At 61.7% G+C, this 12,631-nt stretch carries 9 protein-coding genes and 1 pseudogene; 4 read left to right on the top strand and 6 right to left on the bottom strand.

From position 1 onward, the window contains the following. The 4 genes from urtD to urtA all read right to left on the bottom strand — a co-directional run bounded on the left by urtD (position 1) and on the right by urtA (position 4,139). Positions 1-747, bottom strand: a complete 747-nt coding sequence (urtD, locus tag E0L37_RS02565; protein WP_133490254.1) for an urea ABC transporter ATP-binding protein UrtD — start codon at positions 745-747, stop codon at positions 1-3. Next, positions 744-1,895, bottom strand: a complete 1,152-nt coding sequence (urtC, locus tag E0L37_RS02560) for an urea ABC transporter permease subunit UrtC (RefSeq protein WP_133490253.1) — start codon at positions 1,893-1,895, stop codon at positions 744-746. Before urtC ends, urtD begins: the two co-directional genes overlap by 4 nt. A 9-nt stretch (positions 1,896-1,904) precedes the next feature. Then, positions 1,905-2,831, bottom strand: a complete 927-nt coding sequence (gene urtB, locus E0L37_RS02555) for an urea ABC transporter permease subunit UrtB (RefSeq protein ID WP_133490252.1) — start codon at positions 2,829-2,831, stop codon at positions 1,905-1,907. A 66-nt stretch (positions 2,832-2,897) separates the two neighbouring features. Continuing rightward, positions 2,898-4,139, bottom strand: coding sequence for an urea ABC transporter substrate-binding protein (gene urtA / locus E0L37_RS02550; RefSeq protein ID WP_133490251.1), 1,242 nt, complete (start codon positions 4,137-4,139; stop codon positions 2,898-2,900). A gap of 313 nt (positions 4,140-4,452) precedes the next feature. Between urtA and E0L37_RS02545 the strand changes: the two genes are divergently transcribed. Together E0L37_RS02545 and E0L37_RS02540 are read left to right on the top strand one after the other, a co-directional pair. Further along, positions 4,453-7,794, top strand: coding sequence for an ATP-binding protein (locus tag E0L37_RS02545; RefSeq protein ID WP_133490250.1), 3,342 nt, complete (start codon positions 4,453-4,455; stop codon positions 7,792-7,794). Further along, positions 7,791-8,696: a response regulator transcription factor gene (locus E0L37_RS02540; protein WP_133490249.1), complete on the top strand. Its 906-nt coding sequence runs from the start codon at positions 7,791-7,793 to the stop codon at positions 8,694-8,696. Before E0L37_RS02545 ends, E0L37_RS02540 begins: the two co-directional genes overlap by 4 nt. 127 nt (positions 8,697-8,823) lie before the next feature. On the opposite strand, the gene E0L37_RS02535 is transcribed toward E0L37_RS02540, so the two are convergent. After that, positions 8,824-9,342: a hypothetical protein gene (locus tag E0L37_RS02535; RefSeq protein ID WP_133490248.1), complete on the bottom strand. Its 519-nt coding sequence runs from the start codon at positions 9,340-9,342 to the stop codon at positions 8,824-8,826. A gap of 140 nt (positions 9,343-9,482) precedes the next feature. Here E0L37_RS02535 and E0L37_RS02530 point away from each other — a divergent pair, with 140 nt between their 5' ends. Further along, positions 9,483-10,745: a 6-phosphofructokinase gene (locus E0L37_RS02530; protein WP_133490247.1), complete on the top strand. Its 1,263-nt coding sequence runs from the start codon at positions 9,483-9,485 to the stop codon at positions 10,743-10,745. 258 nt (positions 10,746-11,003) lie between these two features. Further along, positions 11,004-12,509: a TonB-dependent siderophore receptor gene (locus tag E0L37_RS02525; RefSeq protein ID WP_240687416.1), complete on the top strand. Its 1,506-nt coding sequence runs from the start codon at positions 11,004-11,006 to the stop codon at positions 12,507-12,509. A 26-nt stretch (positions 12,510-12,535) separates the two neighbouring features. On the opposite strand, the pseudogene E0L37_RS21490 reads toward E0L37_RS02525, so the two are convergent. Beyond that, positions 12,536-12,631: pseudogene (locus E0L37_RS21490) on the bottom strand (IS3 family transposase); the annotation flags it as partial.

The following is a 12,631-nucleotide window of genomic DNA, read 5'->3' as shown; positions in this document are numbered from 1 at the left end:
TCAGTGTCCCAGGTAGACTTCGACCACTTTCGGGTCGGCTTTGACGTGGGCCAGGGAACCTTCGGACAACACCTGCCCCTGGTGCATCACGGTGACACGATCGGCGATGTCACCGACGAACTGCATGTCGTGCTCGATCACCAACACGGTGTGATTGCGGGTTATCACTTTGAGCAACTCAGCGGTTTTCTTACGCTCCGCTACCGACATGCCCGCCACCGGCTCGTCCAACATCAACAGATCCGGTTCCTGGATCAGCAGCATGCCGATCTCCAGCCACTGTTTTTGTCCATGGCTGAGCAGATCGGCACGGCGGTCCAGTTGATCCGCCAGAAAAATGGTCTCCGCCACCTCGTGGACCGCGTCGATGACCTGCTGATCACGACGGAATGCCAGTGCCCCCATCACTGAACGCCCGCGCGGATAGGACACTTCCAGGTTCTCGAACACGGTGAGGTCGTCATAAATGGACGGATTCTGGAACTTGCGCCCCACCCCGGAGCGAACGATCTGGTGCTCCTTCATCCGCGTCAGATCCTGCCCTTTGAAACGGATGGCGCCATCGGTGGCCCGGGTCTTACCGCAAATCAGATCGAGCACCGTGGTCTTGCCAGCACCGTTGGGTCCGATGATGACGCGGATCTCGTTATGTTCCAGATACAGGGACAGGTCGTTGACCGCCTTGAAGCCATCGAAGGACACCGTCAGCCCTTCCACGGTGAGGATAAAATCCCGGGACGTGCTCATGGGGTTTCCTCCATCTGACGGGCCGGAGCCGTGGACGGTGTTCTGGCCGCTTTACCCAGGCCACCCAGGATTTTTTTCTCCAGCGGCATCAGATAACGCTGATACAAACCGGCAATACCGTTGGGGAACGCCAGCACCACGGCAATGAACAGCGCGCCCATGGCATACAACCAGAGTTCCGGAAAGGATTCGGAGAACCCGGTTTTCGCCGCGTTCACCAACAGCGCGCCATATACCGCGCCGAGCAATGAATGACGCCCGCCCACGGCGCAGAAGATCACCATTTCAATGGACGGCACGATGCCGACAAAGGACGGCGACATGAAGCCCACCTGCAAGGTGAACAGGGCGCCGCCGATGCCGGACAGCGCCGCCGCCAGACAGAACACGAACACCTTGAACGAGGCCACGTCGTAACCAGAGAAGCGAACCCGGTCTTCCTGGTCCCGCATCGCCACCAGGATGCGGCCGAGTTTGCTGCCCAGCACATGCCGGGCCAGCAACACGCAGGCCAACAGCAAACCGGCGGTCACGAAGTACAGCACTGTCTTGGCTTCATTGCCGCGAATATCCCAGCCCATCAGCGTGCGCAGGTCGGTGATGCCATTGGCGCCGCCGGTGAAGCCCTGCTGGCCGATGATGAGGATGGTGAGAATGGCGGCGATCGCTTGGGTAATGATGGCGAAATAAACGCCACCGACGCGCCGCTTGAACATGGCCACGCCGATGATCAAGGCGAGGATCACCGGCACCATCACCACCGCGATCAGAGTGAAGGAGAAGCTGTGGAACGGCTGCCAGAACCAGGGCAGCTCGGTGACCTGGTTCCAGTCCATGAAGTCGGGAATGCCCGGCGTGGACTGGCTGGCGGTAGCCTCGGGACTGGACGCTTCCAGCTTCAGAAACATGGCCATGCAATAGCCGCCCAGCCCGAAGAAAACACCCTGACCGAGACTGAGAATGCCACCCTTGCCCCAGCACAATACCAGCCCCACGGCGACGAAGGCGTAGGTCAGGTACTTGCCCACCAGGTTGAGACGGAAGGCGTCCAAAAGCACGGGAAACACCAGCAACAGCAGTGCCGCCAACACCAGGAAATAGAGATTCTCCCGGGACATCAATGACGATGCGGATGGAGTGGTTTTCATCACGGCCTCCTAACGGCGAACCTTGAGGGCGAACAAACCCTGAGGACGCAACATGAGAATGCCCACCACCACCAGCAACGTCAGTACCTTGGCCATGGAACCGCTGAGGAAGAATTCCATGGTGGACTGGGCCTGGGAAATGGTGAACGCGGATGCGATGGTGCCGAGCAGACTTTGCGCGCCGCCGAACACCACCACCAGGAAAGTGTCGACGATGTACAACTGCCCGGAAGTGGGACCGGTGGACCCGATCATGGTGAACGCCGCTCCGGCCACGCCGGCGATACCGCAGCCCAGGGCAAAGGTGATCCGGTCCACTTTGCCGGTATCAATCCCTACCGCTTCCGCCATGGGCCGGTTCTGCACCACCGCGCGCACCTGACGGCCCCAGCCGGAACGGAACATCAACAGATAGACCAGCGTGGCGATGACCAGCGTCACCACCATCACGATCAGGCCGTTGATGGGAATTTCCACCAGGTCGGTAACGGCGATGGAGCCCATCATCCAGTCCGGCAGGCTCACCCCCACTTCGCGGGCACCGAAGATCGAGCGATAAGCCTGCTGCAGGATCAGACTCAGCCCCCAGGTGGCCAACAGGGTATCCAGCGGCCGGTGGTACAGATGGCGTATCATCAACCATTCCACCAGCATTCCCAGCAGAGCGCTGGCAATGAACGCGAGGAACATGGCGACAAAGAAATAAATGCCGTACAGACCGGGCATCACATTTTCAAACAGACCGGCGGTCAGGTAGGTGGTGTAGGCCCCCAGAATCATGAACTCACCGTGGGCCATGTTGATGACGCCCATCTGGCCGAAAATAATCGCCAGCCCCAGAGCCATCAGCACGAAAATGGAAAACAACGACAAGCCGGCAAAGCCTTGCATGGCGAAAATCGACATCAGCTCCGGCATGGAATAATCAGCGAACATGGCGTTCTCCCGGGCAACCTTTCGCGTCGAATCGGGCCGGCACCCTCACGGGTGCCGGCGGTCTGGTTACTTGTAACCTTCGGGGAACGGATCCGGCTCCATCAGATCCTCGGTCTCGTACACCACTTTGTACTGGCCGTCTTTTTGCGCCTGGCCAATGCGTGCCTTGGACCACAGGTGGTGATTCTCATGGATGCGGACATAGCCTTCCGGTGCCGTTTTCAGTTCAATGCCCGGGAACACTTCACGGATCTTGTCGACGTCGAAAGAGCCGGCTTCCTCCACCGCCGCCTTCCACAGCCAGGGACCGAGATAAGCCGCCTGGGTCACATCGCCGATCACGATGTCATCACCCCAACGCTCCTTGAACGCTTTCACGAACGCTTCGTTGTTGGGGTTATTCAGGCTCTGGAAGTACTTCATGGAAGCGTAGGCGCCTTCCACGTTCTCGCCGCCGATGCCGAGGATTTCATCCTCGGTGACGGAGATGGTCAGCAGCAGCGGCTTTTCCTTGGTCAGATCGATGCCGGCGGCCTTGAGCTGCTTATAGAACGCCACGTTGGAGCCCCCCACCACGGAAGCAAAGATAACGTCCGGCTTGCGCAGCTTGATCTTGTTGATCACCGAGTTGAACTGAGTGTGGCCCAGCGGGTAGTACTCCTCACCCACCACTTTCAGACCTTTCTTCTCGATGTGCTTGCGAGCGATCTTGTTGGAGGTGCGCGGCCAGATGTAGTCGGAGCCGAGCAGGTAGAAGGTCTTGGCGCCTTTCTCCTTCACCACCCAGTCGATACTGGCGAGGATCTGTTGCGTCGCTTCCTGGCCGGTGTAGATCACGTTCGGTGATTGTTCCAATCCTTCATAGAAGGTCGGGTAATAAAGCATGCCGTTGTACTGCTCGAACACCGGCAGAACCGCCTTGCGGGACGCCGATGTCCAGCAGCCGAACACCGTCGCCACCTTGTCATTGACCAGCAGCTTGCGGGCTTTCTCGGCGAAGGTGGGCCAGTCACTGGCGCCGTCCTCCTGGATGTACTCGATCTTGCGACCCAGCACCCCGCCTTGGGCGTTGATCTGTTCGATAGCCAGTTTTTCCGCCTGCACCGAGCCGGTTTCACTGATCGCCATGGTGCCGGTGATGGAATGCAGGATCCCCACCTTGACGGTATCGTCGGTCACCGCCAGGCCGGTGCTGTTGACCTCATCGGCCCCACTTACCCCGGGCAACCCCAACGCGGCCCAGGCCAGCAGACCGGCCCACCCCAATCGCCGTTTCAAACCCGGCGCCGTTACCTTTGCTCTCGTCATGGTCTTCCCCTCGTCAGCGGTTCGGACCGACCGGCTCCAGGACCGGCGGTCATTGGCAACGAGTATGGGAAAGGGCCGGCGGGCGGCCCATTCGGTGATTGGGTCAGGCCTATACGTCATTTTCCCCATAGGCCGCCCGCCACCCGGGGGGGTACCGTCGGGCCCGGGAAATAAAGACAGCCCGTGACCAAAGATTGGGCACGAATCCTGCTTCTTTCTATTTGCAGAACCTTTAGTCGAAGAGACTTTGACACTGTGCACGGTGCCCAGGGACCGCGCACCACTTCCATTCGGGTGGGTGAACGACGCTGACATGCAGCAACGAATCTTTCCGGTCCGACGTAACTACAACCAATGGGTCGCCAATCAGACTCTGGAGGACTACGCCCTGCGGTTCACCGCCAAGTCCGCCCGGCGCTGGTCACCGGGGCGGGTGGCGCTGACCGCCCTGGGCGCGATCTCGTTTCTCGCCCTGGAGGCGATCGGCGCCGCCATTACCCTTAACCATGGTTTCACCAACGCGGCCTGGGCCATCGCCGTATTCAGCGTCACTATCTTCCTGCTCGGCGTCCCGGTCAGCTACTACGCCGCCCGCGACGGTGTCGACATTGATCTTCTCACCCGCGGCGCTGGTTTCGGCTACCTGGGTTCGACCATCGCGTCGCTGATCTACGCGTCCTTCACCTTCATCTTCTTCGCTCTGGAATCGGCGATCATGGCGATGGCCCTGGAAGTCCTGTTCGGCCTGCCGCTGACGTTGGGCTACGTAATCAGCTCCGTGGTGGTGATTCCACTGGTGACCCATGGCATCACCTATCTCACCCGGTTCCAGGCCTGGACCCAGCCATTCTGGGTTATCCTGCACTTACTGCCGTTCGTGTTCATTCTCTGGCAGGACCCGCAGTCCCTGGACCGCTGGTTCCAGTTCCCCGGAGGCAGCACCAGTCACGGCGGTTTCGATCTGCTACTGTTCGGCGCCGCCTCCACGGTGTTGTTCTCGCTGGTGGCGCAGATCGGTGAGCAAGTGGATTTTCTTCGTTTCATGCCGGAGAAGACCTCCGCCACCCGGGTTCGCTGGTGGGCGGCCATGCTTGCCGGCGGCCCCGGCTGGATCGTGGTCGGCGCCCTCAAGGCACTGGCCGGCTCCTTTCTGGTGGTATTGGCGATGCACCACGGTCTGCCGCAAAGCCAGGCCCAGGAGCCGATGCACATGTACCTGATGGCGTTTTCTCACGTCACCAGCCACCCGGCCGCCCTGCTGGCGCTGGCCGGTATTTTCGTGGTGTTGTCGCAGCTGAAGATCAACGTCACCAATGCCTACGCCGGCTCCATCGCCTGGTCCAATTTTTTTTCACGCCTGACCCACAGCCACCCCGGCCGGGTGGTGTGGCTGGTGTTCAACGTGATGATCGCGCTGTTGCTGATGGAGATCGGCATTTATCGGGCGTTCGAGTCAATTCTGAGCAGCTACGCCATGGTGGCGGTGGCCTGGATCGGCGCCCTGGTGGCGGACCTGGTGATCAACAAACCGCTCGGTTTGAGTCCCAAACACATCGAGTTCAAACGCGCCTATCTGTATGACCTCAATCCGGTGGGCTGCGGTGCCATGCTGCTGGCCACCCTGGTGGGCCTGGCCTGCAAGGCCGGCGCGCTGGGCGCCACCTGCGAGGCACTGGCCTCGTTCATCACCCTGTTCACCGCCTTCCTGTCCGCGCCGCTGATCGCCGTGGCCACCGGAGGGCGCTACTACATCGCCCGGCCACCGTCATGGCCGGAGTCGGTGGAGGGCAAACCCTGTTGTATCTGCGAACATGCCTTCGACCAGGAAGACATGGCATTCTGCCCCGCCTACAACGGACCGATCTGTTCGCTGTGCTGTTCGCTGGACGCCCGCTGCCACGACAGTTGCAAGCAGGATGCCCGCTTCCAGCAGCAACTGATGGGCTGGCTCGCGGGCATCCTGCCGGATCGTGCCCTCAACCACCTGCGCACCCGCATAGGGCATTTTCTCGGCCTGCTACTGGTGGTGACGTCACTGCTGGCCGCCTTTCTGACACTGGTTTATTACCAGGCCGCCGCCGGCGAACCGCCGGCACGGGCGGTGCTGGCCGCGACCCTGGCCAAGCTGTTCGTGATTCTGGTGATCATGAGCGGCGTGGTGGCGTGGCTGTTCGTGCTCGCCCACGAAAGCCGCCGGGTAGCAGAGGAAGAAACCCAGAAACAAACCCGCGCCCTGATGGCGGAGATCAGGGCCCACGAAAAAACCGATCGCGAACTGCAGAAAGCCAAGGAGCTGGCGGAGGCCGCCAATCAGGCCAAGAGCCGCTATCTCACCGGTCTCAGCCACGAGCTTCGTTCCCCGTTGAACGCCGCCTACGGTTATGCCCAATTGCTGGAGCACGATCCCGCCATTCCAGACAACCGCCGGGACGCCGTTGCCGCCATCCGTCGCAGTACTGGCCATCTCTCCGACCTGATCGAAGGGTTGCTGGAGATCTCCAAGATCGAGGCCGGCAGACTGGAGCTGTACCGTAACCGGGTGCGGGTACCGGCGCTGATCGACGAGCTGGTGACCATGTTCCGGCTGCAGGCGGAGGACAAGGGCATCGGCTTCGAGTTCAAGCCGCAAGGGCGCATCCCGGAATGGGTGGCCACCGACGAGAAGCGCTTACGCCAGATTCTGATCAATCTGTTATCCAACGCCATCAAATTCACCGACCGGGGCCAGGTCACTCTGCACTTCCGCTATCGTTCCCAGGTGGCGGAGTTCATCGTGCGCGACACTGGTGTCGGTATCGCCGAGGAGGACCAGGCGCGCATCTTCCGGCCGTTCGAGCGGGTACGCAAACCGGGCATGCCGGTGGTTCACGGCACCGGTCTGGGCCTGACCATCACCAAGCTGCTGGCCGATATCATGGGCGGCGACATCCAGGTCAACAGCATCGCGGGACAAGGCAGCGAGTTCCGGCTCTCGGTGATGCTTTCCAGCCTGGCGCACAACCGCGATCAGGACCGCGAACCGACCCGCCCGGTGCACGGTTACCGGGGCCCGCGCCGCACCCTGCTGGTGGTGGACGACGACCCGTCCCACCGTGGTCTGATCAGTGATCTGCTCACCCCATTGGGTTTTCAGGTGCTGGAGGCCCCGGACGGCCGCACCGCCCTGGCGATGCAGGCCCAGAGCCTTCCGGATCTGATTCTGATGGACGTGGCCATGCCCGGCCTGAACGGCTGGCAAACCACCCAGGCCCTGCGCCAGGCCGGCTGCCCGGCGCCGATCGTGATGCTGTCCGCCAACGCCCGCGAAGCCGCCCATGCCAACGCCTTCAGTGACAGCCCCCACGACGATTATCTGGTGAAACCGTTCAAACTGAGCGCGCTGCTGGAAACCCTGGCCCGACACCTCCGCCTGGACTGGGAACATCGCCCGCCGGCATCACCCGCCGGCGATGCCTCCATCCCGCCGTTGGACAAGGCACTGCGTGACGAGTTGGTGGCCCTGGCCGAAATCGGCCACTTGCGGGGCTTGCAGGAACGTCTGGAACGCGCCCTCCGGGACCGGCATCTGCCGGAACCGCTGGCCGCGACGCTGACCGCCTCCCTGCGCCGCTTCGATTTCCATCAGGTGATCCAAGTACTGGAGCGCGCGCCATGAGCCAACCCGATCGCAAGGACCTGATCCTGGTGGTGGACGATTCCCCGGACTCCCTGGGCATGATTCATCAAGCCCTGGAACAGGCGGATTTGACCGCCCTGCTCGCGCTGGACGGTCAGCAGGCACTCAATATTGCTGAAAAGATGGTGCCGGATCTGATTCTGCTGGACGCGATGATGCCGCATATGGACGGCTTCGAGACCTGCCGGCGATTGAAAAGCCAGCCAGCGCTGGCATTGATTCCGGTGATCTTCATGACCGGCCTCAGCGACGCCGAGGATGTGGTGCGCGGGTTGGAAGCCGGTGGCGTGGACTACGTCACCAAGCCGGTGCGTCCCTCGGAGTTGATCGCCCGCATTCGTGTGCACCTGACCAATGCCCGCCAGACCCAAAGCGCCCGCAGCGCCCTGGACCGCTTCGCCCAGGCCGCCTTCTCCACCGACCGCGACGGCCGCTGGCAATGGGCAACACCGCAGGCGGAGCAGTTGCTTGACGATGGCGCCGGCGGTCGCGACACCTGGCTGGCGCTGCTGGCGCGGCACATCGTGGACTGGCTCGGCCGGGCGCCGCAACCGTCGGATCTGCACACCGTCAGCGACGGTGGCGCCACCTTTCGCCTGCGTTTTCTCGGCGAGGTCACCGCCGGCGAATTTCTGTTCCGTATTCATCAGCACGACGAGGAGGAAGGCGCGGAGCGTTTGCGCGCCCAGTTGCGGCTGACGCCCCGGGAAGCTCAGGTGCTGCTGTGGATCGCCCAGGGCAAAACCAACCGGGAAATCGGCCAGATTCTGACTCTGAGTCCGCGTACCGTGAACAAGCACCTGGAGCAGGTGTTCCGCAAACTGGGAGTGGAAAACCGCACCTCGGCGGCGGCCATGGCGCTGGGGTGTCTCGGGGTATAGAGGTGACTACAAGGCCACTGTGGGAAGCTTGCTTGCAAGCGAATACTGGGCCCGAACCAAAACATTCGCTTGCAAGCAAGCTTCCCACGGCGGCTCCGTGGCTTTCTCCGCGGGCGGCGCAGCCGCGTCAGCGGTTCAGCACCTCCGGCATGAACGCCGCCAGCGTCATATAGGTGAGAATCAGCAGGGAGAACGCCAGCGCCAGGCCCAGCAGCGGGCTGACATCCAGGGAACGGTGATAGATAAAACTCTGCACCGCCAGTTGCCAGCTCACCAGCATGAAGTAGAGACCATCGATGATCGGGATCGGCTGTGCCGCGGCCATGTTGACGACCAGCAACGGCAACGCCACCAGGGACAGCAACAGGTCCAGCCCCAGCAGTGCCATCATGGTTTGCACCCAGCGTGTCAGCAAGCTCTTGAAGGCCAGCGCGGCGGTGGTGACGGCGGTGACCAGCGACAGCGAAATCCACTGCACGGCGATCAACTGCCCGGCGGGCAGGCTGGTCTGCAGATTGGCACTGAGCCCCTGCATGATCAGCCAGGCCACCAGCAGGATCACCAGCAACGGCGGCGCATAGGGCATATCCTCCGGCCCCTTGCGAAACAAACTCAGGCGCCAGAACAGACGAATCAAAGCGTTCATATCTCCTCCCGGAGCGCTATTGTTCCAGAGCCGGCAGCCGGACACCATCCCGGGGGACAGGCCGGTGCCTTTTCCGCTAGAATGCGCGCGATTTCAACGGTAGGCCGCCGCGCCGGCGCGGCCAGCTCAGGGAGTTTGCAATGGGGTCCAGAAACGCCTTTTACGCACAGTCCGGCGGGGTTACCGCCGTGATCAACGCCTCCGCGGCGGGAGTGATCGAAACCGCCCGCGCCCACAAGGGCGTGATCGGCAAGGTCTATGCCGGTCGTAACGGCATCATCGGTGCCCTCACCGAGGATCTGATCGACACCAGCAAGGAAAGCAAGAGCGCCATCGCCGCGCTCAAGCACACCCCCGGTGGCGCCTTCGGTTCCTGCCGCTACAAGCTGAAGGACCTGAAAACTTCCCAGCGCGAATACGAGCGTCTGATCGAAGTCTTCAAGGCCCACGACATCGGCTACTTCTTCTACAACGGCGGTGGCGACTCCGCCGATACCTGCCTGAAGATTTCGCAGTTGTCCAAGACCATGGGCTATCCGATCCAGGCGATCCACGTACCGAAAACCGTGGATAACGACCTGCCGATCACCGATGTCTGCCCGGGCTTCGGCTCCGTCGCCAAATACACCGCGGTGAGCTGCCGTGAGGCGGCCCTGGACGTGGCCAGCATGTGCGCCACCTCCACCAAGGTGTTCGTAATGGAAGTGATGGGCCGCCACGCCGGCTGGATCGCCGCCGCCGCCGGTCTCGCCAAGGAGCAGAACGAGGACGCCCCGCATTTGATCCTGTTCCCGGAAATCGCCTTCGACCAGCAGGCGTTCCTGAAGAAAGTGGACGAGACGGTGAAGAAGGTAGGCTACTGCGTCATCGTCGTCTCGGAGGGAGCCCGCACCGCCGACGGTACCTTCCTGGCGGACGCCGGCACCACCGATGCCTTCGGCCACAAACAACTGGGCGGCGTGGCGCCGGTGCTGGCACAGTTGGTGAAAAACGAGTTGGGCTATAAATACCACTGGGCGGTCAGTGACTATCTGCAGCGGGCGGCGCGCCATATCGCCTCCGCCACTGATGTGGAGCAGGCCTACGCGGTGGGCCGCGCGGCGGTGGAATTCGCCGTGGCCGGCAAGAATGCCGTGATGCCCACCATCGAGCGCAAGAAAACCAAGAAGTACGGCTGGACCATCGGTGAGGCACCGCTGAAGAAGGTGGCCAACGTGGAAAAGAAAATGCCGCGCAAGTTCATCACCAAGGACGGTTTCGGCATCACCCCGTCCGCCCGCGAGTACCTGGCACCGCTGATCGAGGGCGAGTCCTACCCGCCCTACAAAAACGGCCTGCCGCAGTTCGCCAAGCTGAAACTGGCCGCGGTGCCGAAAAAGCTGAACGACAAGTTCGAGGTATAAGCCGTCTCAAAGAGATCGTGGTCCACGGACCGCTTTGGCTCGCTTGACCTGAATTCACACAATATTCGCCGCCAAGGCAGCTCCCACAGCGGCTTCGTGGTTCCTCTGTGGGAAGCTGGCTTGCCAGCGAATTACGGGACACCCGTGCTCCAGCAACGGCGATATTGTTGGTGACCGGCTCGCCACCAAAGCAAACCATTCTCATTATTGCTACAATTCCCCTGCCCACCCGGGTAACCAACCATAACGGGGATCACCATGCGACCAATCACTTTGCGGCTTTCCTCTCTCTCATTATCCCTGCTTGCCATCGGCGCCTTCCCCACCGCACAGGCGCAAACCTCCGGGGAAGAAGATGACACCGAGCCGTATCAGCTGGCGCCGGTGGAGGTGCAATCCAGCGCCGACGCCTCCGCCGGTGGCCTGAGCAAAGCCTATGCCGGCGGCCAGGTGGCGGAAGGCGGCTCCGTCGGCATTCTCGGCAACCAGTCGGTTATGGAGACCCCATACAGCTTCACCAGCTACACCGAGCAGTTGATCGAGGACCAGCAGGCCGCCAGTGTCGGCGAGATACTGCTCAATGATCCGGCGGTGCGGGTGGCCCGGGGCTTCGGCAACTACCAGCAGCTGTATATGGTGCGCGGCCTGCCGGTGTATTCCGATGACATGACCTACAACGGCCTGTACGGGTTGCTGCCGCGACAATATCTGGCCTCGGAATTCGTCGAGCGGGTGCAGGTGTTCCGGGGCGCCAACACCTTCCTGAAAGGCGCCGCCCCCGGTGGCAGCGGTCTCGGCGGCGGTGTCAACGTGCTGCCCAAACGCGCGCCCAACGAACCGATCAACCAGCTCACTCTGGGCGCCCAGAGCGGTGGCCAGGCCATGATCGCCGCCGACGTCGCCAACCGCTCCGACGACGGCCGCTTCGGTATTCGCGTGAACGCCGCCCGCCGCGACGGCGACACCGCCGTGGATGGTGAGGAATCGGAGCTGTCCATGGCCCACATCGGCCTGGATTATCGCGGTGACGCCCTGCGCGTCTCCGCCGACCTGGGTTTCCAGAAGCACCGTATCGACGGTGGGCAACCGAATATCACCTTCGCCCCTGGTGTACCGATTCTGGATGCCCCGGACGCCGACGAATCCCTCGGCCAGTCCTGGACTTACTCGGATTCCAATGATCTGTTCGGCACCTTGCGCGCGGAGTATGACTTCACCGATAACATTACCGGCTGGGCGGCGTTTGGGGCTCGGGAAAGTAAAGAAGATTCCATATTCGCCAATCCAACCGTCAACGATGCCAGCGGCAACTACACCGCCAGCCGCTTCGATACGGCTCGGGAAGACAGTGTGATCACAGGTGAAACTGGAGTGCGCTTCACTTTCGATACCGGGCCGATCAAGCATGCCGTCAGCGTTTCGGGCTCCACTTATGAACTGGAAGCGGATAACGCCTACGCCATGTCATCGGCCAGCGTCACCGGCAATCTATACTCTCCTGAAGATGTCCCGCGCCCCCTTGCTAACGCGTACAGTGGCGGTAATCTCGACAGCCCTGGCCGCACCATCAAGACCCGTTTCCAAAGTATCGCCATCTCCGACCAGCTATCCATGCTGAACGACCGCCTGTTGGTGACCCTCGGCGGACGTTATCAAACACTGAAGGACTATAGCTACGACTACGACTCCGGCGATCGCCTCGGTGCCGCCAGCTACGATGACAATGCGTTTACCCCATCAGCGGGCCTGTTGTATAAGCTGTAGTTGCCCCCGCTAAACCGGACACCACCTCATTCGTTTGATGCCAGTTCCGCCCGGTACTCCCAGGGTGATTTCATTTTCAGCCCCTTGTGCGGGTGGCTGCGATTATAGTCTTCGATCCATTC

The organism is Alcanivorax sp. 24 (assembly GCF_004360225.1).
Classification (GTDB): domain Bacteria; phylum Pseudomonadota; class Gammaproteobacteria; order Pseudomonadales; family Alcanivoracaceae; genus Alloalcanivorax; species Alloalcanivorax xiamenensis.
Note: the sequence above shows the minus strand (reverse complement) of the source record. Positions and strands in the feature narration are given on the sequence as shown.